We start from the raw sequence: 22,625 nt of genomic DNA, 5'->3' as shown, positions 1-22,625 counted from the left end.
ACGAATATTCTATAGATTGCAAATATTTTGTAGAGGGAGAATAAAGCCTATGGCTATATTGGATAAAATTGCAAAGTGGACGGAAAGGTGTGTTGGCAATAAATATAAAAGAAAAATTGTGGGATCTATATTTATTCTGATTGCATTTGCATTTTTCCTGTTTATAGGTTATAAGAATTCAAAACCTGTAAAGATAACCGATAGTGAAAATATTTTCAAACAGGAAGATTATAAGGAAGTTCAGAACAATGGTGAAGAATTGAAAAACAGTTCAGGGAATATAACGGTTTACATAAATGGTGAGGTAAAGAAACCCGGAGTATACAGTTTGAAAGGTGACAGCAGAGTGGAAGATCTGATTAAAATTTCAGGAGGATTCAAGGATGATGCAGACGCCTATAAAATAAACTTAGCTAAAAAGTTGAAAGATGAAGACTACATATATATAGAAAAGATACAGAGGGAAGAAGAGTCGGGTAAAAGTATATCAGCGGAAGGTAAATCAGGATTGGATGAAGATGGAGTGATAAATATAAATACCGCATCCCTAGAAGAACTGAAGAGCATACCTGGTGTAGGAGATGTAACTGCCCAGAATATAATAGACTACAGGGAAAAGAACGGTGATTTTTCATCCAAAGAGGATATAAAAAATGTTGATAGAATAGGAGATAAGACTTTTGAGAAGCTCAAGGATAAAATTGATGTTAGGTAGGATTGCATAAATCAATATGCAATATCCAGTTAGAAGAGCTGCCTTAAAATCAAGACAGCTCCTTGCTTTTTACAAATTATTTGTCAAGATGTGCCTCTCTGAAGATAAAGAAGCCCAAGTTTGATATATGGACATCTTTAAGCTTTGGATTCATACATACAACTTCAGTGTAGTAATAAATTGGAATTATAGGTAGATCAATCATCAATTGGTCTTCTGCCTGATGCATTAAATCAGCTCTCTTGGCTTTGTCAGGTTCTGCTTTGGCTTGATTTATAAGCTGATCATATTTAGAATTTGAGTAACCTGTCATATTGTTGCCATTACCAGTTGTGAACATATCGAGGAAGGTCATTGCATCATTGTAGTCAGCTATCCAGGCATCTCTTCCCAATAGGAACTGATGGTTCTGAAGCTGGGTCAGATGAACCTTTCTTTCAACATTCTTGAGAGTTACATTTATTCCTAGATTCTTTTTCCACATATCCTGAATTGCTTGGGCTATATTCTGATGTCCCTGCATTGTGTTATATAATATTTCCAGCTGAGGGAATCCTTTTCCTCCAGGATAACCGGCTTCAGCAAGAAGTTTTTTAGCCTGTGCAACATCTGCAGTTTTTGGAAGATATTCCTTGTCTGTAAACTCTTTTCCATTTGAATCACTGGTACCTTTGGGTACGAAAGAGCTGGCAGGTACTTCTCCGGATTTTGTAACTTTCTGAGTTATGGAAGTTCTGTCTATTGCCAGATTCAAAGCCTTCCTCACCATTACATCACTCAATGCCTTGGCTGCATCAGGATTGATTGTCTTGGCTTGAGGAGATACGTTTATATCATAGTAGTAAGTACCAAGATATGGATAAGCCTTTGCTGTTCCGCTTTTTAAAAGGTTAGGAGCTTCTGTAGCAGGTGGTTTATCGATCAAATCAAGATCTCCCGTTTTGAATGCTGCATAGTAGCTGCTTTCATTTTCCAGAGTCTTGAATTCAATTCTGTCTATCTTTATGTTGCTTTTATCCCAGTAGTTGGGGTTTTTCTCAAAGTTCAAGCTGTCCTTTGCCTTGTATTCAACCATTTTGTAAGGACCGTTTGATATATAGGTGTCAGCCTTTGTAGCCCATGAAGTTGGATTTTTTTCAACCACGTCTTTTCTTACCGGATCATAAGTAGGAAAAGATGTAAGTGACAGAAAATAAGGAGTAGGGTTCTGAAGTGTAGCCACTAATGTATAGTCATCCTTTGCAGTAACACTTACCTGATCTGCCGTTGCTTTTCCCTGGTTATAGGCTTCACCGTTTTTCAGGTAGAAAAGCTGATATGCGTATTGAGAGGCCGTCTTTGGATCAAGGGCTCTCTTCCAGGAATACTCAAAGTCCTTTGCAGTAACACCTTTTCCATCTGACCATTTTGCATTTTTCCTCAAATGGAAAGTATAAGTCAGCCCATCGCTTGATACGTCCCATTTCTCTGCAACACCAGGTACTACCTTTTCGTCTTTGTCCAGATTTGTCAAGCCTTCGAAAGCGTTTGTAATTACGTGACCACCTTCAACCGAGTTGTTCAGCCCGGGATCGATTGTTCTAGGATCAGCGGCAATGTTTACCTTTATTGTGGTTTTGCCGTCTGAACCAGTGCTGTTTTTGGAACCTCCGCAGCCGGCAAACAGTGAACCTACAAATGTAAGTGACATTGCAACTGCAAAGATCTTAAATTTGTTCTTTAACATAATAGTCCTCCTTAAAAATTTTATATTAGGTGCCTACATGGTGTAAACACTTATATAGCATGTTTTACTTGTCATATAGATGACAGGCTGTACAGTGCCCGCCGCCCATATCCTTTAAAACAGGTTCTTCCTCGGAACATCTCTTCATTGAATATCTGCACCTGTCCTTGAATCTGCAGCCCGGTGGCGGGTCTATTGGTGAAGGAGTTTCACCTTCCAGCATTATTCTATTGTTCTTTTTAGCCATATCAGGGTCAGGTATTGGTATTGCTGACAGTAGTGCCTTGGTATATGGATGAAGCGGATTTTTGTATAATTCATTACTCTCAGCCATTTCTACCATTTTTCCAAGATACATAACTCCTATTTTGGTTGATATATGTTTTACCATGGATAAATCATGGGCTATGAAAAGATATGTAAGTCCCAGATCATCCTGGAGATCTTCAAGCATGTTTACAACCTGGGCCTGAATTGACACGTCCAGTGCGGATATAGGTTCATCACATACTATGAATTCGGGTTCCACAGCAAGAGCTCTTGCTATTCCTATTCTCTGTCTCTGGCCTCCTGAAAATTCATGGGGATATCTGTTTGAATGGTCCTTGTTCAAGCCTACCTTGTTTAAAAGATATTGAATTCTATCCCGTCTTTCCTTGCCTTTCATCAGATTGTGAATGTCTATGGATTCTCCTATTATGTCGCCTACAGTCATTCTGGAGTCCAGAGAAGCATATGGGTCCTGGAATATCATCTGCATTTTCCTTCTGTAGGGCATCATCTTATTTGTAGAGAATTTGGATATATCCACTCCGTCGTATATTATTTGCCCGTCTGTTGGTTCATATAATTTAATTATGGTTCTTCCTGTAGTGGTTTTACCACATCCTGATTCTCCGACCAATCCAAGGGTTTCTCCTTTTTCTATGGTAAAAGATACATCATCTACTGCCTTGACATTGCTTGTCACTTTTCCAAAAAAAGATTTCTTTGCGGGAAAGTATTTTTTGAGATTTCTTATTTCAATAAATGGTTTATCAGTGTTCATCTTCCGTACCCCCTACACTTAGCCTGTCTATTTTAGGCGCATCTGGATGGTTGAGCCAGCAGGAAGCAAAATGCTGGGTATCTATCTCAAAAGCTTCAGGCATCTTGTTCAAACATATTTTCATTGCATATTCACACCTTGGAGCAAAAGGACAGCCAACTGGTGGCTTCAGCAGGTCCGGCGGAGTCCCGTCTATGGGCTTCAGTCTCTGTTTTATATCTTCCTTTGGATTTGGTATGCTCCTTAAAAGTCCCCAGGTATACGGATGTTTTGAACTGTAGAATATATCTCTTGTTGTTCCCCTCTCGATAATCATTCCACCGTACATGACATTTATTCTGCTGCACAGATCTGCTACAACACCCAGGTCATGCGTTATCAATATTATTGACATGCCAAGCTTGGCTCTTAGATCCTTCATGAGTTCAAGTATCTGTGCCTGTATAGTTACGTCTAGGGCTGTGGTAGGTTCATCTGCAATTAAGAGCTTTGGCTCACAGATGAGGGCCATGGCTATCATGGCCCTTTGCCTCATTCCACCGGAAAATTCGTGCGGATATTGATTTATTCTCTTTTCAGCACTGGGTATTCCAACCAATTTCAGCATTTCAACAACTTTTTTATTTGCAGCTTCTCTGCTCATATGCCTGTGTTTTATAAGTGGTTCCGCCAGTTGATAGCCTATTTTGAAAACTGGATTCAAGGAAGTCATAGGATCCTGAAATATCATTCCAATGTCATTTCCCCGTATTTCTTCCATTTGTTTGTCACTTAGTTCCGTCAAATCTTTGTCTAAAAATTTTATATTATCTGCTTTTATTTTGCCATTTTCAGGAAGAAGTCTCATGATTGACATCATGGTTATACTTTTCCCGCTTCCAGATTCTCCAACTATTCCGAGTGCCTCACCTTTATCAAGATGAAAGGATACTCCACGTACTGCCTTTACTTCACCTAGATAAGTCTGGAAAGATGTATGTAGGTTATTTACGTCAAGTAATCTATCCATTTATGTATCCCCCTATCATTTCTTCATTTTAGGATCCAGAGAATCTCTCAATCCATCACCTAACAGATTAAACGCAAGCATAGTCAAACATATTGCCATAGATGGAAAGAACAATTGAAGTGGATATAATTGAAAACCATCTAGAGCATCAGATGCCAGAGTTCCCCATGAGGCCATTGGAGCCGATACACCAAGTCCTATGAAACTTAAAAATGATTCTGTAAATATGGCATCTGGAACTGAAAGAGTCAAAGTTACAATTATAGGTCCCATACAGTTTGGGATCAGGTGCTTAAAAATTATCCTTGTGGATGAGGCACCAAGAGTTTTTGCGGCAAGTACAAATTCCTGCTGTTTAAGTGACATTATTTCTCCTCTTACAATTCTTGCCATTGTAAGCCAGAATGCAACTGCAAGGGCTATTATAATGCTTTTGAGTCCTGCACCAAATACAACCATGAAGAGTATTACGTAGATTGTCATTGGTATTGAATATAGGATATCCACTATTCTCATCATTATATTGTCCACTTTTCCGCCAAAATAACCGGCTACCCCTCCATATATTATTCCTATTATTATATTCAATAAGCTTGCTGCATAGCCTACAGTAAGAGAAATTCTCGCACCATATAATATTCTTACAAATATATCTCTTCCGAATTTGTCTGTACCAAACCAGTGGGCAGCGCTTGGCGGCAAATTTGCCATATTCAGGTCCTGGCTGTAGTAGTTGTATTTTGATAAAATTGGACCAAATATAGCGAGTAAAGTTATAAATATTACAAATATTAAACCGGCCATGGCCAGTTTGTTGAGTTTCAATCTTCTCCATACATCCTGCCAGTAGGATATATTTGGTCTTACTATGGCTTCAGATTCTTTTTCTTTTTTTGATACTTTCTCGAATTCATCCTTTGGTAATTCCATGTTCTAACCTCCTAGGATTCAAGTTTTATTCTTGGATCAATTATTACATATAATATGTCTACGACTAGATTGCATATTATTAAAAATGCACTATAAAATATAGTGACACCCAATATGGTAGTATAATCCCTATTGTATATGCTCTGGACAAATTCTCTTCCAAGACCTGGTATTCCAAATAAATTTTCAACTACAAAGCTTCCTGTAAGTATTCCTGCAAATAATGGTCCTATATATGTAACTATAGGTATAAGCGAGTTTTTCAGGGCATGCTTGTATATTATTATGCTTTGGGGCAATCCTTTTGCTTTTGCCACTTTTATGTAGTCCTGTCGTATTACTTCAAGCAAACTTGATCTTGACAGTCTGGCTATAAATGACATAGAATATGCACCAAGAGCAACAGATGGAAGTACATAACCTGAAGGAGTATCCAGTCCAACTGCAGGAAACCATCCAAGTTTAACGGCAAAAAAATAAATGAAGAAAGTAGCCATTACAAAGTTAGGAACAGTTACTCCAAGTGTTGATATGAGCATTGCAAGACTGTCCTGCCATTTGCCTTGATGCAGGGCTGCAATTATACCCATAAACAGGCCGAATATTAGAGCAAAACAGACAGCAAGTATACCTACTTTGGCAGACACTGGAAATGACTGAGATATAACTTCGTTTACAGTTTTACCTTCATATCTCATGGATGGACCGAGTTCACCATGTAATACCACATTGCCCAGATATGTTGTATATTGTTTGCTGAGCGGTTTATCCAGTCCAAATTTTTGTTCCAAGTTAGCTTTAATCTGAGGTGGAAGCTTCTTTTCATCGTCAAAGGGACCGCCTGGGATTAAGTGCATCAACAAAAAGGTTATGGATATTACAATCCAGATTGTAATGACACTGTAAACTAATCTTTTCAAAATATACTTCGGCATTCTTTAACCCCCAATTATGTATTTTATTATAGGTCTACTTCTTTATGTTTTAAGCTAAAGCAGTAGATTATTAAGAACAGCATAATAAAGATTAACCAATGTGATTCCTGATATCACAAGAAGTTAACTTTTACGTCAAATTTTAATAGAAAATGATATAAATAATCTGCTCAATTTTAAAATTTATCATAATTTATCATAATATTGAGAATAAAATAAAAAATAAAATATTAAATTCAAATATATTTTGATAAATGCATATAAAATTCATACTGAAGTTTCTATATTTTTTGTAATAGTATCATAGAATTAATATTATGTCAATGTGTTGAAGCTACTGGATGAAACGCTTTACCGATTTAACGTAAAAAAAGTAATTAGGTCATTAAGCCATTTGCAGGACTTTTTATGGAATAGACTGAAAAAAGGGGAGATGCATAAATTACAAGTTAAAATGCATATTAATTTGTTTTAGTACTATTTCCAGCTCAATTTCATTAATTTTAAGCTTCAAATAATATATTTATCATCTAAATTTAATAAAAAAGACTCTGAAAAATGAAAGTTTTCCAATGTTTCCAATATAATTATGACAATTTTCGATTAAATTTAATTAATGTATAAGAATTCATTTTTGATATTTATTAATAAAATAGCTATATAAATTAATTTTTGTAAAGTTTGTTATATTTAAATACGATATAATTAAAGATGTATATTGTCCTTTTTTATAGAGGAAGGTGAATGGAAAATATATGACTAAATGGTATAAAAGATCATGGAGTGAGATTGTAAAGGAATTAAACAGCAGCAGTTACTATGGACTTGATGATGAACAGATAGAACCGAGCAGAAAAAAATATGGAAGCAATAAAATAACTATACCTGCCACCAAAAACTTTATCTGGCTTATATTCATACAATTCAGGGATATCTGGGTTTTGTTTTTTGCTGCAGGTTTTGGGATACTGCTATATCTAAAATTGTTTTTATCAGCAGCTGTAGTTCTAAGCATAGTTTTGATAAATGTCATATGTGTAGCCCTTGGGCAGCATAAAAAGGAAAAGAATATAAAGGAACTACAGAGATTGAATTCAGGCTATGCAAGAGTAATAAGAAATGGCAGGACATTAAAGATACAATCGGAAGAACTGGTGGTAGGAGATATTGTAATTGTTGGTTCAGGTGAATCCATACCTGCTGATATGAGGATTATTGAAAGTAGCGAGCTGAAGGTGGATGAATGTTCTGTTACAGGAGAAAAATTTCTATCAGATAAATATGAGCCTAAAATTGAAGATAGTGAAATTAATTTGTCCGATATGAAAAATATGCTTTTCAAGTCCTCGGTGGTTGTCAAAGGAGATGCTACAGGAATAGTGGTATCTGTTGGAATGAAGACTGAAATTGCAGGTATATTGAAGCTGCTTCTCGAGGAAAATAAAAAAAATACTTCTTTCAAGTCAAATTTGAACAGTATACTGGACATGTTTATTAAATTTTCTATATGCAGTATTTTATTTGTGAACTTATTCAGGTATGGAATATATAGAGATAGCTCATATATGTCTATTCGTTCTGTGCTTATAATGATAAGTTCTTTTCCAATAGGTTTTTGCATTATAACGTATTTGATGAGCAATATATTATTGAGCAGGCTAAAAAAGAAAGATATAATTTTCAAAAATATTCTAAGTGTTGAGAAATTCTCCAGGGTTTCTGCTGTATGCACTGATAAAGTGGGTGGATTTTCTAAAGAAAGAATGGACATAGTGAAGGCATATGGCAGCAAGGGATTTATTGATATCGATGAAGAAACTCTGAGAGAGGGAATGGACGAACACTTATACAGAATGTTGAATATAGGATTGTTGTGCAATGATATAAAATCTGACGGACTGGAGAATGAAAATTCAAAAGATGATCTAGTTGAAACTTCTGTCTCAAGGTTTGCAGAACAGTATGGGCTTTACAGAAAGGAAGTTCAACAGAATCACAAAAAACTATTCCAGATTTCCTTTGATACTGACAGGCGTATAATGACTACGGTAAATGAAGTAGATAAAAAATACAGGGCCAATTCAAAAGGAGCGGTGGATGCCATACTTGAAAGATGCACACATATTTTGAAAAATGGAGTTGAGGTTCAAATAACGGAGGATGATATAAATTCCATACGTGATGCTGATATAAATATGTCAAATGATTCATTGAATGTTATCGGATTTGCCTACAGGAACTTCAATTATGAACCGAGTCAGAAAGAGAATGTAGAAAGTAATCTTGTATTTGCAGGATTGATAGGATTTAACAACAAGTTAAAGGAAACCGCACAGGAATCTATAAAAAAATCCAGGGCTCTTTCTATAAAGCCCGTCCTAATTACTGAAGACAGTAAATTAACTGCCCTGGCGGTAGGAAGAAAGCTTGGAATTGTGAAAAGACTCAATGAGATATTATCCGGTGTTGAGATGGATAATATGGATGATGAAGAATTCAAGCGTATCGGGGAAAGGATAAGCATTTTTTCACGGATCAATTCAAACCATAAGATTCAAATTATAAAGGCTTTAAAAGAATATGGATATATAACAGCTATAACTGGATGGAAATTGACAGATTTGCCTGCACTTAGTATGTCAAATATAGGTATAGCCAATACGGGAAGCAATATTGTGAAAAAACTAAGCGATATATTGATAAAGAATATAGACTTTATGAATCTGCTTAACTTGATAGAAGCTTCGAGAAAAATAGTAAAAGCGATAAGAAAGATGATAGTGTATATAACAACCTGCAGCTTCGGATTTCTGGTATTTTTACTTATGGGAACATTGTATGGCAGTGGATTTGGCATTGAGGAAGGAATTTTCTTTAGATCAATATGGTTCAATACTGTTGTTATGTTCTTGTCATCCATGGCGATTATATGTCAATATGATGATGAATCTCCGGAATACAACAGTTATAGTATAAATAAAAATATTGTCAAGGATAGAATAAACTTTGTTGTATTTAGTGGATTTTTAATGGGCCTATGGGCATTTATTGCCTTTCAATGTGCCGATTTTCTGGGATGTAAATTTTCAGGCAATATACCGTTTATAATCCTGAATATATGTGCAGTAATTTTTACATATAGTTTTTCAAATAGTATGCTGTTTAAAAATAAACTTTCCAATTTTATAATAATAATTAGTTTTATGCTTCAGCTGTTGGCTGCCGTATTACTTGATAAATTCAATAATTTATTTGACATTGTTTACTGGGCAATTGTTTTTGCAGCTGCTTTGATATGGCTTTTATTCGGTTTGTTCTATAAATTTGATAAAGAAAATTATTATAATGACTGATTATACTGCATTTGTTCTGGACATAATTGTAGGCAGAGGTGCCGTTTATGAAAAGACCGTTGGTATTCTATGCAGTTTCTACAGCAATGGGCTGCCTGGCCGCTCTGGAATTTATCGATAATTTCATTATAGGCATAGCCATTGCTGTTTTATTTTTTGTAATATATGTTACTACCCTGGAAATAAAGTTTTTCCTTTTGAATGCTTTATTTTTTGTCCTTGCAGCAATAAGCCTGTTCAACTATTTCAGCCTGTATCCGGGGAAAAATATCGAGATAAGGATACTTCAAAATAAAGATTATTATATGATAGGAAATGTAAAAGGAAGAAAGGTAATATTAAGCGGGAATATACAGGCTTTGGAGGAAGGATGCAAAATAGATGCTTCCGGCAGCTTTGAAACGGACAGGGATTTTTCAAGGGGAATATGTGGAAGGTACAATATAAAAAACTACAAATTGTTGAAAAAAGACTTTGTATATTATTCCTATGAATATAAAAGATACATCTACAATAAGTTCAAAGATATGCTTGGAAAGGACAGAACCTCTGTAGTCATGGCTGTATGCTACGGAGATACCAAGTATATTGATTCTGATAAAAACATGGAATTTCAAAAATTAGGTGTAGTTCATGCTGTGAGTGTTTCAGGTTTTCATATGGCCATAATATACAAGGCCGTTGAGGTCATGCTTGGATTCAAGGGAGCAGTACTTTTTTCAGCAGTATATGCCTTTTTTACAGGGATGTCTGCAGCGACAATGAGATCATTTATAATGATACTTGTATTCAAGATGTCTGGAGCGATTTTTAGAGAATATGACAGTATTTCATCACTTAGTCTTTCAGCTGTAGTATTGATGATGGTAAAACCCTATTATATAGTTGATATAGGATTTGGATTATCATTTTTATCTACTCTCGGTATAATTTTATATTATAGAAGTATTTCAAAAATGCTGTATATGCTTCCTGAAAAATTAAGTTCCTGTATAGGACTTGACCTGTCTGCACAGATATATTCCATGCCATATATTGCTTTTACAATTCAAAGCTTCAGTTATATATCCATAATCGGGAATCTGATTCTTCTTCCCCTCTATTCGGTAATTGTTGTATTGGGGAATGCAGCTCTTTTGGTCTCATTTGTAAAACCACTTTTCAATTTACTTTCTTTTTGTGTCAATATGGTGCTGACAGCATCGGAAGGTGCAGCTTCTTTGATGCTGAAGCTGTGTTCGGATGTAGCTTGCTTAAGCTACATGGAGGGTATCGTTATATTGTTTTCCCACATGGCATATATTCTTTACAGGGCAGGCTGCAGGAAAATCAAATATCTTCCCGCGTTGATGCTTTTGGGTGTATTTTTAGAGAGCTATAGTTTTCTGACGGAAATAACCTTTCTGAATTCCACTAGAGGAGAGGCGGTGATTTTAAACAGCGGATTCGATAAATTGATGGTATGCAATTATGATACGACTTATTCCAGCTGGGTAACTGACATAAGGGATTCCATGGAAATAAACAGACTTGTAACCAATCCCAGGGCAAAATATAATTATTTCATGGATAAAAGCAGTTTTGCAAATATAAGTCTTCAGAATAACAACTCCATGAATGTAAATTTATATAATGATGGAAGACAATTGAATTTCGTTCTTGGTACCGGAAAATTGGATGAAATTGAAGCTTTCAAGAGCAGAAAATCAATTTATATACCAAAGTATACAAGCAATAAATCCTCATATCGGTATGAAAATCCCCTCGATAAAAGTATAACCTATGTTATAATATTTAACAGGGCAATTAGAATTAGATGATTTTTAATTGGAGAGGATATTATGATAGATACAGTTACTTTTGAGGAAAATATAAAAAAGGGGAACTTAAAAAGGTGTTATGTATTCTGCGGGCTTGATGAGAAAATTATAGATGAATGTGTAAAAAAGATAGTTCACAGAGTTATTGACTCAAATTTTTTGGAGTTGAACTATATAAAATTTGACGGGAATTCACTTGAAAGTTTTGCACCTGTAGTCAATGCCTGCCAGACGCTCCCTTTTATGAGCAGCAAGAAGGTGGTTCTTGTCTATAGAGCATATTTTATAAATGACAATTCCGACAATAAGGGTAAATTGTCAGGAGAAAAGGAATTTAAAAATATATGCGGGTATTTGAAAAAAATTCCAGAACACTGTATACTTATTCTCTATGACGTTTTTAAGAGTAAAAGAGATAAAATCGGCAGGAAGATATATAGAATTGATAAACAGGATAAAGAGATATGTACTGTCAAAGTGGATAAATTAAAAGGCAGACAGATGGAAATCAAAGTTGCAGAGCTTTTTAAGGAGAGGGAAGCAAATATAAAAAAAGTTGAGCTCAGAATATTCTGCAGCCTCATGCAGGATAGAGATTTGAACATAATAGAGAATGAGGTGGAAAAACTTTGCAGCTATACCTGTGGAAGGGATATAACCAGAGACGACATAAGAGAACTGTTTGTAAGGAGTAGTGATGAAGACATATTTGATTTGGTAAATCCCATGGCAGACAAAAAAGTTAGGGAGGCACTTTCCGTTCTGGATGAACTTATATATAAGGGAATCAAGATAAGTTATATTTTGACCATGGTAGAGAGACAGTTTGGTATACTTCTCAAGATGAAAATCGCACTTAATAACAAAATGCAGAAAAAGGATATAATGAACATGCTTGGAATTAGGTCCGATTATGCCTATGGCATAATGGTAAATCAGAACAAGAAGTTTACTTTTAAACAGCTTAAGCGTGCTGTTGAGCTCTGTATGAATACGGAATACAAGATGAAAAATCTGCCTGTAAACCAGAAAGTTGAAATGGAACTTTTGATAATAAATACTACTGCGGCATAAGCAGGTTTTATCTTATATTGAAAGGACCCCTGAACAGTATTTTAGTTACTAAACCAATTAATTCTCCGGGACTTATCTTCATGCCGGTTTCCAGCCAGTATATCATAATTCCCATATTTCCTGAAGCAATGTATTCCAGAAGATATTCGTCAAGATTTCCAAAATGCCTGTTTTCGGCTCTGAATTTTATAAGAAGATTGTTTTTTATGATACGTTTAATTTTATATATAAATAGAGCATCTCCGTTTTTACCTAGAAGTACTTTAAAATAAGTATCGTGAAGTTTTATATATTCTATCAGATTTTCAATAGTTTTTATGAAGACGGGAATATCCTTTTCCGTGTAAACAATAAGCTTATCTATTTTTACAAGACTTTTTAAATCTGTAAGCAAATCTTCTTCAATTTCCTCAAGCAGGGTATAAATATTTTCATAATGAATATAAAAGGTTCCTCTATTCAAACCGGCTGTACTGCATATTTCTTTCACGCTTATTTTGTTGAGCGGTTTATTTTTGTATATTTGAATAAATGTATCCTTGAGCAGCTGGTCTGTTGTTCCTGAAGCTTTTCCGGCGTTATTTCTATTCTTCAATATGTAATCACCTCATATTAAATTCAACTCATGTAATATTCTATATGAATAGATAAATTATTTCAATTTTTTTATCTGATTTACACAATTCAAAAAAGTGTTCATCATATAAATCCATATGTGTAGTATAATTTATGCATAAGTTGAGTGAAGGACAGAATTGGAGGAGTATTATGGAGTACAATTCTTGTGTTATAAAGGTAAAAGATGTAGACAGATATTTTGGAAAGCAGAAAATACTTTCCAATATAAATTTTGAAATATCTTCACCTCAAATATTTGGACTGCTGGGGCCGTCAGGTTCAGGCAAGACAACCCTTGTGAAAATGATTTCGGGTATTGATGCACCAACACATGGAGAGGTTTATGTACTTGGAAGAAGAATGCCTGAACTTTCAATCATGGGTAAAATTGGATACATGGCACAATCTGATGCTCTATATGGAGATATTACTGCGGAAGAAAATTTGAAGTTTTTTGCTTCCATGTACAATATATCCAGAAAAGACTGTATAAAACGCATTGGTGAGGTCATGGAACTTGTGAATTTATCCGGACATTTAAAGAAGAAGGCCAGTCATTATTCTGGAGGTATGAAACGGAGATTGTCATTGGCCATAGCAATGCTGAATCGACCTCCGTTACTTATCCTGGATGAGCCTACTGTGGGAATTGACCCGCTGCTCCGCAGATCAATATGGGATGAACTTGAGAACTTGTGCAAAAAAGGGACAACTATTATAATTACGACACATGTAATGGATGAAGCGGATAAATGTGATGATCTCTGTATGATACGAGGTGGAAGGATAACGGCCATGGATACTCCCGAAAATCTTAAAAAAAGCACAAATTCAGCTACTATAGAGGAAGCTTTTTTGTATTATGGAGGTGCTGTGGAATGAAAATTGCTGCAATTGCCCTGCGTATCTTACGTCAGCTTAAAAATGACAAAAGAACGGTGGCACTTATGATACTGGCCCCTGTCTTTGTACTTACACTGATGTCCTATATATTCAATGGAAGGCAGTATAATCCCAGCATAGGAGTTATAAATTCACCACAGGGTTTTATAAATGAACTGGAAGATAAAAATGCAGTTGTCAGGAGGTATAGTGAAAGTGAGGCGGATACTCTCTTGAATGAATCCAAATTGGATGCAGTCATAAATTATAAAAGAGGCCTTCCCTATATTACTCTTGAGGGAAGTGATCCTGAAAAAAGCAGGGCTGTTATTGTACTGGTTCAAAACAGCCTCAATGGACTGAACCTTAATATTGAACCGGATATAACCTATTTATATGGTTACAGGGATATGTCCTCCTTTGACAGCTTTGGACCAATACTTATTGGATTTTTCGTGTTTTTCTTTGTATTTTTGATATCAGGAGTTTCATTTTTAAGAGAGCGTACACAGGGAACACTGGAAAGACTGCTTGCAACTCCGGTACAAAGATGGGAAATTGTAATGGGGTATATTTTGGGTTTTGGTGCATTTACTATAATACAGGCAGCACTTATAGCCTGGTTTTCAGTTCATGTTATTAATATGATGATGGTTGGATCTTTTTTTCTAGTACTTATAATTACATTTTTGACTTCAATGACTGCTCTGACTATGGGAACTGCATTATCTGCATTTGCAGATAATGAGCTTCAGATGATACAGTTCATACCGCTTATTGTAGTTCCACAGGTGTTTTTCTCTGGGATATTTGACATGAGTACCATGGAAACCTGGCTGCAGATGATAGGAAAATTCATGCCCTTATATTATTCCGCAGATGCGCTTAAGAAGATTATGATACGGGGAAAAGGTTTGCATTCAATTTACACAGATATCTTTGTGCTGCTGGCAATATGTGCTGGATTTATCTTATTGAATATATTGGCGTTAAGAAAATACCGAAGAATTTAGAAAAATTATTTGAGGGTAGAAGGGTGATGAGGTTATGAAACGGATATTTATATGGATTTTACTTGCAATGCTTTTACTTGCAGGCTGTGGAAAAAAGTCCTCCGTAACTTTAAAGGGAGATATTCAAAATGATGTTGTTTCTGCCAGCAGTACTGTTGGCGGCAAAATTACAGTTATGAAGAAAAGTCAGGGAGAAGAAGTAAAAAAAGGCGATTTGATTGCTGTTATAGATAATTCCAATCAAAAATATCAGGTAGCCCAGTTGCAGGCAGCGGTTAATATGAAGAAAGCCAAACTGGCTTTACTGGAGGCAGGTACCCGTCCTGAACAAATTGGACAAGCTAAGGCACAGGTCAAGGCTGCCGGGGCACAGGTAGAGCTGTTGAAGTCAGGTAACAAACAGGAACAAATAAATCAGTCAAAAAACAATGTGTCAATTGCACAGTATGAATTAGATGCGGCCAAGGCCACCTATGAAGATTCAAAGTCTGATTATGAGAAATATCTTCTTCTAAATAAATCAGAAGCTGTGTCACAAAAAGAATTGGAAGATGTAAAGTTGAAAATGGATACTTCAAATTATTCCCTTGCATCTGCAGTATCAAAGCTTGACAATGCAAAACAACAGTTGAGCCTGATGGAGGAAGGATCTACTTCACAGGCCGTTGAGACTGCAGCTGCAAATTATGAAGCTGCTTCTGAACAGCTGAAGCTTCTTGAAAATGGACCTGCCGCAGATGAAATCGAAGCAGCACGGGAAGATGTGAACCAATCTATAGCACAGTTGAACCAGGCCAGGAATCAACTTGATGAATTCAATATAACCGCACTTTGTGACGGAATTATAATAAGTAAAAATTTTGAATTGGGAGATATTGTGGCAGCCGGGAGCAATATTGCAGATATAGCTGTAAAGAATGACCTATATGTTGTCTGTTATTTACCGGATAAATATTTGGATAAAGTATACTATAATCAGTCCATAGTTGTCAGTACATCAAGAGGAAAGCAGCAGGGCAGGATAAATTATATAGATTTAAAGAAAGAATATACTCCTAAAGATAAGCAGTCGGCCTCAGATAAAGACCATATATCTACAAAAATAAAAATTGCCATAAAGGACAGGAGTGGAATACTTAAATCCGGAATGCAGGCGGATGTTCAAATACCCTTGAATTAGAGGTCAAAAATAGCGTACCTTGATTTAGAAAAATCCAGGTACGTTTTAAATTATACCCTTATTAAAAATTAAGCAGACAAACTGTTTAATTTTGCTGCCAGTCTGGACTTTTTTCTTGCTGCATTGTTTTTATGTATTATACCTTTTGATGCAGCTTTATCTAAAGCTTTTGTTGAAGCCGCAAAAGTAACTTTTGCATCATCGATATTTTTGCTTTCAACAGCAGCTAAAAATTTTTTTATAGTAGTCTTTAATGAAGACTTTATTATTTTGTTCCTTAAAGTTTTAGTCTGGATAACTTTTATCCTTTTCTTTGCTGATTTAATGTTTGCCATGTGTTTCACCCCCTTATAATTTTATAAAGTCTCAGCAGCTTTGGGGAATGCCAATGAGTCTCTAATATTCAACAAAGGCTATTATAACATTAAAATAAGGTTTCTTCAAGATTAAATTCACACAAATTTTGTATTTTCGTCTGAGCTTGGAGATGAATAGATAAAGTAAAAACACAAATAATAAGCCTGAAAAATTAAAAAATTATTTTGGAGTGATGAATGATGATGAATATCAGGACAGATCTGGCTCTAGAGGCTAAAGAAATATATGAAAATGAAGCCGGAGAGGAGATTGATGGAGTTAGAATAAATGAAAGACTGCGAGATGATATTAAAATAACCGATGTCAAGATAACGGGAGATGTTGGCGAGAAAAAAATCGGCAAACCAAGAGGGTCATATATTACTGTGGATATACCGAAATATGCTCACTATGACGGTGAAACAAGAGATAAGCTGGGGAAGGTTGTGTCAGAAGAATTAAAATGTGTAATAGATTCAATTGAACCTGAGATAGATAAAAACATGACGGTTTTGGTAGTAGGGCTTGGAAACTGGAATATAACCCCGGATTCGCTGGGACCGAAAGTTGTTTCGAAGTTGATGATTACGAGACACTTGAGGCAGTTGATTCCGGATAAAATAGATGAGAGGATAAGACCCGTGTGTGCGGTGTCTCCGGGAGTACTGGGAATTACGGGAATGGAAAGCAGCGAAATTATAAGAGGGATTGTGGATAAGATAAAGCCGAATCTTATAATATGTATAGATGCACTGGCTTCCAGAAAAGTTGAAAGAGTAAATGCTACCATTCAAATAAGCAATACAGGAATATCACCCGGATCAGGAGTTGCAAACAGGAGAATGGAGTTAAGCGAGAAGACACTTGGTATTCCTGTAATAGCTATAGGAGTTCCCACTGTAGTGGATGCCGCCACCATGGCAAATGATACCATTGATCTGGTTCTAAATGAGATGATATCCAAATCGGAAATCGGTGGAAAATTTTACGAGATGCTTAAATCCATAGACAGGGAAGAAAAGAGGAAATTAATACTTGAAGTATTGAATCCATACTCTGAAAATATAATGGTTACTCCAAAAGATGTGGATATGGTTATAGAAGCCATATCAAAAATGCTTTCAAGTGCAATAAATATGGCATTGCAGCCTGAACTTACGCTTGAGGAAATAAACTCATTTATTGAATAAAATGTATAAAACTGTTTATCCTTAATAATAGAAATTTTATTATATGAGGATGATTTTATGAGCAAAAGGTTGTTTAAATTAATTGTAACAGGTTGTTTTATATTGATTTTAACAGGTATAGTCATAGTGAGCAATAGTATGCCGCAATTTATCAAAGATAGATCGAACTTCAGTATAAACTGCAGCTTTTCCCCTATTGATTTGAAAATTCAAACTCAAAACTATTCTATTAATATGGATGGAAAATCAGTTTATGACTTTAAGCACAGTTCAGGAAGGATTCTAGTGGATATTGGAGAAAGTATAGGCAGTAAAATAAATGAAGCAGCTGAAGGTGCAGGGGAAATTTTAAATGGGATTAAATCCAACATAGTTCATTGATCATTACGGCGTAATGTTGAAAATTTCGTGGGATAATAGTCTTTTCAGTAAATAGGTCTTATGCTATAATTTACTATAGCAATAATAGATTCTATATATAAAGATTTGCAAAATATGCAAATCTTTTAATTCGTGTAGTGGCCAGTAATGGAGGTTATTGATATGCAGAGTGAAAGACAGAAGTACATTAGAAATTTTTCCATAGTTGCGCATATAGATCACGGTAAGTCGACACTTGCAGACAGGCTTATTGAAAAGACAGGTACTCTTACAAAAAGAGAGATGGAATCACAGGTACTTGATAATATGGAGCTTGAAAGAGAAAGGGGAATAACTATAAAATCACAGGCGGTGAGATTGATATACAAGAAGTCTGAAAAAGAGGAATATATATTGAATCTTATAGATACGCCGGGACATGTGGATTTTAATTATGAGGTATCCAGAAGCCTGGCGGCATGCGAAGGAGCTGTGCTCGTAGTGGATGCCACCCAGGGTATACAGGCTCAGACACTGGCCAATTGTTATCTTGCACTGGATCATGACCTGGAAATAGTTCCTGTAATAAATAAAATAGATCTTCCAAGTGCCAGACCGGATGAAATAAAGAATGAAATAGAAGAAGTCATTGGAATAGAGGCACAGGATGCTCCTCTGGTTTCAGCAAAAACAGGGCTTAACATAGAAGATGTACTTGATGCCATAGTTAAAAGGGTTCCACCTCCTGAAGGTGACGAATCTGCACCTCTCAGGGCACTCATATTTGACTCAAACTATGACAGCTACAGGGGAGTAGTTTGTCACATAAGGGTAAAAGAGGGAAGCATAGAGCCTGGAATGAGGATAAAACTGATGGCTACGGATAAAATATATGAAGTAATTGAAACAGGTGTATTTGTACCGGCATTTATGCCAAATAACGGGTTGAAGGCAGGAGATGTAGGATACTTTACTGCTTCAATAAAAAATGTGAGGGATGCCAGAGTAGGAGATACTGTAACTGGTGCGGAAGTATCTGCAGCAGAACCGCTTGAAGGATACAGGCCTGCCGTACCGATGGTGTTCAGCGGCATATATCCTGTAGACGGAGCAAAGTATGGAGAATTGAAAGATGCACTTGAAAAACTTCAGGTCAACGATGCAGCACTTTCCTTTGAACCTGAAACTTCCATAGCATTGGGATTTGGATTCAGATGCGGATTTCTGGGACTTCTGCATATGGATGTCATCCAGGAAAGAATAGAGAGGGAATTCAACTTAGATATTATAACGACGGCACCTTCTGTTATATACAAGATAACCAGGACCGACGGGAATGTAATTGAGCTTACCAACCCTACAAATATGCCGGAACTGTCAGACATAAAATATATGGAGGAACCAATAGTAAAGGCCTCTATAATAACTCCTTCAGATTATGTTGGAGCTGTTATGAAACTTGCTCAGGATAGAAGAGGCACCTTCAGGGATATGCAATATATTGAGACCACAAGGGTATGTTTGAATTATGATATACCTCTCAATGAAATAATATATGATTTTTTCGATGCCCTCAAGTCGAGAACAAGGGGCTATGCATCCTTTGACTATGAATTAAAGGGATATAGTGAAGCAAAGCTTGTAAAATTGGATATACTGTTGAATGGAGATATAGTAGATGCACTGTCTATGATTGTTCCTGAAGAAAGAGCCTATGAAAGAGGAAGATATACTGCTGGAAAATTGAAGGAAATAATTCCAAGACAGCTGTTTGAAATACCTATTCAGGCTGCAGTGGGCGGAAAGGTTATAGCTAGAGAGACAGTCAAAGCCATGAGAAAAGATGTCCTTGCAAAGTGTTATGGAGGAGATATATCAAGAAAGAAGAAACTCTTGGAAAAACAAAAAGAAGGTAAAAAACGAATGAGGCAGGTAGGCTCTGTTGAAATACCACAGGAAGCTTTTATGGCTATTTTAAAGACGGAGGATTAGTGATGATTTGATGGAACTGTGTAAACATGAGACTAATTCAGCAGAGGGGATATCATTATATATACACATACCCTTCTGTCGTAAAAAGTGTCTGTATTGTGATTTCCCATCTTTCAGCAATAGAGAAAAATTAATGAACGAATATTCCAGGGCACTTGCCAGAGAGATAGATAATTTATCAAAAATCAAGATAAAAAGTATATTCATAGGCGGTGGTACACCTACCTATATGAACATGGAAGCATGGGAAAATATATATGATTCTATTGTAGATCTCGATACTGTTGAAAATATGGAATTCACCGTTGAGGGAAATCCCGGAAGCTTTACGAAAGAAAAATTCAAGATTTTAAAAAAAATGGGTGTCAACAGATTGAGTATTGGACTTCAGGCGTGGCAGAATTATATACTTAAAAATCTTGGTAGAATACACACTGTAGAAGAGTTTCTCCAGGCATATAATTTAGCAAGAAGATTTGAATTTACAAATATAAATGTGGACTTGATGTTTGGACTTCCAAACCAGGATATTCAGGAGTGGAGAGAGACTCTGAAGAATGTAGTGGAACTGCAGCCTGAGCACATATCGTGTTACAGCCTTATAATTGAACAAAACACCCCTTTCTACAATATGTATAGAAGGGGATATATAGGGCTTCCGGGTGAAGACGAAGAAAGAGAAATGTATGATTTTGCCATAGACTTTTTAGAGTCAAAGGGTTACGAACAATATGAAATATCAAATTTTTCAAGAAAGGGTTTTAACTGCATCCACAATTTAACGTACTGGAATCTTCAGGAATATATTGGATGCGGCGTAAGTGCCCATTCCTATCTGAATGGATACAGGTATAGAAAATCCGGAGATATAGAACAATATATAAAAGAGGCAGGGGAGAACAAATTTGTCAGATATGACATTCATAAAAATTCCATAGAAGACAGCATAGAAGAATTTATGTTTATGGGACTTAGAAAAATCAGGGGAATATCCATATCTGAATTTGAATCCAGATTCAAGATGGATATTAATTCCGTATATAAAAATATTATTGATAAACATATAAAATACGGGACCTTGATTAGAAACGGAGACAGCTTATATTTGAGCAGAAGGGGCATTCAGGTATCAAACAGCGTGATGTGTGAATTTATTCTGACATGATAAATAGGTAATATAGATATTAAAAGAAAATCAGAGTATTCTCCAACAATATACATTTAAATTGATGTATTATAAAATTTGAATATATAATATACATAGAGTGTAGTTGACAAAAAAAAATATCAGTGATATTTTTTAATCATAACAGTTAGCACTCAATGATAGCGAGTGCTAATAAAGAGGTGATTATGTGGAAATGGATGAAAGAAAGATAAGAATACTTCAGGCAATAATAAATGATTATATACAAACTGCAGAGCCTGTTGGATCCAGGACCATAGCAAAAAAGTATAATCTCGGGATAAGTTCGGCTACTATACGAAATGAGATGGCAGATCTTGAAGATATGGGATATTTGGAGCAACCACACAGTTCCTCTGGAAGGAAACCGTCAAATAAGGGCTACAGGCTTTATGTTGATAAACTAATGCAGGTGCCAAACTTAACTGAAGAGGAAATGTATGCAATAAGAAAGAAAATTTTGGACAGTGCAATTTTTGAAATGGATAGGGCTATAAGGCAGGCAACTTTTCTACTGGCTGAATTGACCAAACTTACATGTATAGTGAGGACGCCATCTGTGAGTAAAAGCTATATAAGACATTTGCAGCTTGTAAATATGGAATTCAACAATAATATACTGTTGATTTTGGTTACAGACAATGGTGTTGTAAAAAACAATGTAATAAAGGTGAAAAAAAGTGTTTCCGACAAAATCCTCACAAAGCTCAGCAATCTTCTCAATCAAAGATTAAGAGGGTTAAATAGTGAACAAATAAATTTAGAGGTAATAAACAATATAAAAAATGATTTAAGGGAATATGAAGATATATTTAATGCAATAATCCCTGTATTATATGAAAATCTTAGAAGTGCAGACAATTCCGATATATACATGCAAGGCACTGTAAATATATTCAACTATCCGGAATATAAAGATGTTGAAAAAGCAAGAGAGTTTTTATCCATGCTGGATAATAAAGATAAAGTCAATGAACTTTTAAATGATTCATCGAATATTTCAGTGAAAATTGGAAATGAAAACTATATAGAGGGAGCAGAGAACTGCAGTGTTGTGTCAGCAGTCTATAATTTGGGCAGCAAACCAATAGGAAAGATAGGGCTGATAGGCCCTACGAGAATGCCTTATTCAAAAGTCATATCTGTATTGTCAAATGTGGTCAGAGAATTGAATTATATTATTACTGATACTTATTTTGATGATGATTGAGTTCTGCTGAACCCTGTCTTTAATAAA

The 22,625-nt window shown here is 35.6% G+C and carries 19 protein-coding genes; 12 read left to right on the top strand and 7 right to left on the bottom strand.

Annotated features, from left to right (window positions below; all coding sequences use genetic code 11):
* Positions 1-49: 49 nt before the first annotated feature.
* The gene (locus LKE46_RS10630; RefSeq protein WP_291721751.1) at positions 50-715 is read left to right on the top strand and encodes a helix-hairpin-helix domain-containing protein; all 666 of its coding nucleotides are present in this window, start codon (positions 50-52) and stop codon (positions 713-715) included.
* A 76-nt stretch (positions 716-791) separates the two neighbouring features.
* On the opposite strand, the gene LKE46_RS10625 is transcribed toward LKE46_RS10630, so the two are convergent.
* From LKE46_RS10625 to LKE46_RS10605, 5 genes are all read right to left on the bottom strand, one after another.
* Entirely contained in the window at positions 792-2,441 is a 1,650-nt protein-coding gene (locus LKE46_RS10625; protein WP_291721747.1) for a peptide ABC transporter substrate-binding protein, read from the bottom strand.
* A 64-nt stretch (positions 2,442-2,505) separates the two neighbouring features.
* A complete protein-coding gene (locus LKE46_RS10620) occupies positions 2,506-3,489 on the bottom strand; it encodes an ABC transporter ATP-binding protein (RefSeq protein WP_291721744.1) in 984 nt (327 codons plus the stop codon).
* Positions 3,479-4,498 (bottom strand): ABC transporter ATP-binding protein, encoded by a 1,020-nt coding sequence (locus LKE46_RS10615; protein WP_291721741.1) that lies wholly within the window; start codon positions 4,496-4,498, stop codon positions 3,479-3,481. The genes LKE46_RS10620 and LKE46_RS10615 overlap by 11 nt, the downstream gene beginning before the upstream one ends.
* A gap of 15 nt (positions 4,499-4,513) precedes the next feature.
* A complete protein-coding gene (locus LKE46_RS10610) occupies positions 4,514-5,428 on the bottom strand; it encodes an ABC transporter permease (protein ID WP_291721738.1) in 915 nt (304 codons plus the stop codon).
* A gap of 11 nt (positions 5,429-5,439) precedes the next feature.
* A complete protein-coding gene (locus tag LKE46_RS10605; protein WP_291721735.1) occupies positions 5,440-6,363 on the bottom strand; it encodes an ABC transporter permease in 924 nt (307 codons plus the stop codon).
* 755 nt (positions 6,364-7,118) lie between these two features.
* Here LKE46_RS10605 and LKE46_RS10600 point away from each other — a divergent pair.
* From LKE46_RS10600 to holA, 3 genes are read left to right on the top strand one after another with little or no spacing between them, the layout of a single operon-like run.
* Positions 7,119-9,716 carry a cation-translocating P-type ATPase gene (locus LKE46_RS10600; protein WP_291721732.1) on the top strand — a complete coding sequence of 866 codons (2,598 nt, stop codon included), beginning with the start codon at positions 7,119-7,121 and terminating at the stop codon, positions 9,714-9,716.
* A 47-nt stretch (positions 9,717-9,763) separates the two neighbouring features.
* The gene (locus tag LKE46_RS10595; protein WP_291721729.1) at positions 9,764-11,536 is read left to right on the top strand and encodes a ComEC/Rec2 family competence protein; all 1,773 of its coding nucleotides are present in this window, start codon (positions 9,764-9,766) and stop codon (positions 11,534-11,536) included.
* Between the two features lie 21 nt (positions 11,537-11,557).
* A complete protein-coding gene (holA, locus tag LKE46_RS10590) occupies positions 11,558-12,610 on the top strand; it encodes a DNA polymerase III subunit delta (protein WP_291721727.1) in 1,053 nt (350 codons plus the stop codon).
* A 7-nt stretch (positions 12,611-12,617) separates the two neighbouring features.
* Here holA and LKE46_RS10585 read toward each other — a convergent pair whose 3' ends face one another.
* On the bottom strand, positions 12,618-13,205 hold the full coding sequence (locus tag LKE46_RS10585; RefSeq protein WP_291721724.1) for a TetR/AcrR family transcriptional regulator: 588 nt from the start codon (positions 13,203-13,205) through the stop codon (positions 12,618-12,620).
* 173 nt (positions 13,206-13,378) lie between these two features.
* Between LKE46_RS10585 and LKE46_RS10580 the strand changes: the two genes are divergently transcribed.
* The 3 genes from LKE46_RS10580 to LKE46_RS10570 are packed head-to-tail and all read left to right on the top strand — an operon-like array spanning position 13,379 to position 16,303.
* Positions 13,379-14,110 (top strand): ABC transporter ATP-binding protein, encoded by a 732-nt coding sequence (locus tag LKE46_RS10580; protein ID WP_291721720.1) that lies wholly within the window; start codon positions 13,379-13,381, stop codon positions 14,108-14,110.
* A complete protein-coding gene (locus LKE46_RS10575) occupies positions 14,107-15,123 on the top strand; it encodes an ABC transporter permease (RefSeq protein ID WP_291721716.1) in 1,017 nt (338 codons plus the stop codon). The genes LKE46_RS10580 and LKE46_RS10575 overlap by 4 nt, the downstream gene beginning before the upstream one ends.
* 34 nt (positions 15,124-15,157) lie before the next feature.
* On the top strand, positions 15,158-16,303 hold the full coding sequence (locus LKE46_RS10570) for an HlyD family secretion protein (protein ID WP_291721713.1): 1,146 nt from the start codon (positions 15,158-15,160) through the stop codon (positions 16,301-16,303).
* A 68-nt stretch (positions 16,304-16,371) separates the two neighbouring features.
* On the opposite strand, the gene rpsT is transcribed toward LKE46_RS10570, so the two are convergent.
* Complete coding sequence (gene rpsT / locus LKE46_RS10565) at positions 16,372-16,638, bottom strand: 30S ribosomal protein S20 (RefSeq protein WP_291721710.1); 267 nt, start codon at positions 16,636-16,638, stop codon at positions 16,372-16,374.
* A gap of 222 nt (positions 16,639-16,860) precedes the next feature.
* On the opposite strand from rpsT, the gene gpr reads away from it, so the two are divergent.
* The 5 genes from gpr (at position 16,861) to hrcA (ending at position 22,598) form a co-directional block, all read left to right on the top strand.
* A complete protein-coding gene (gene gpr / locus LKE46_RS10560) occupies positions 16,861-17,850 on the top strand; it encodes a GPR endopeptidase (RefSeq protein ID WP_291725653.1) in 990 nt (329 codons plus the stop codon).
* Positions 17,851-17,907: 57 nt separating this feature from the next.
* Positions 17,908-18,231, top strand: coding sequence for a hypothetical protein (locus tag LKE46_RS10555; RefSeq protein WP_291721707.1), 324 nt, complete (start codon positions 17,908-17,910; stop codon positions 18,229-18,231).
* Between the two features lie 162 nt (positions 18,232-18,393).
* Complete coding sequence (gene lepA / locus LKE46_RS10550) at positions 18,394-20,202, top strand: translation elongation factor 4 (protein WP_291721704.1); 1,809 nt, start codon at positions 18,394-18,396, stop codon at positions 20,200-20,202.
* 10 nt (positions 20,203-20,212) lie between these two features.
* Entirely contained in the window at positions 20,213-21,367 is a 1,155-nt protein-coding gene (hemW, locus tag LKE46_RS10545; protein ID WP_291725651.1) for a radical SAM family heme chaperone HemW, read from the top strand.
* A gap of 190 nt (positions 21,368-21,557) precedes the next feature.
* On the top strand, positions 21,558-22,598 hold the full coding sequence (hrcA, locus tag LKE46_RS10540; protein WP_291721701.1) for a heat-inducible transcriptional repressor HrcA: 1,041 nt from the start codon (positions 21,558-21,560) through the stop codon (positions 22,596-22,598).
* Positions 22,599-22,625: the final 27 nt, after the last annotated feature.

This window comes from Clostridium sp., assembly GCF_022482905.1.
Classification (GTDB): domain Bacteria; phylum Bacillota; class Clostridia; order Clostridiales; family Clostridiaceae; genus Clostridium_B.
Note: the sequence above shows the minus strand (reverse complement) of the source record. Positions and strands in the feature narration are given on the sequence as shown.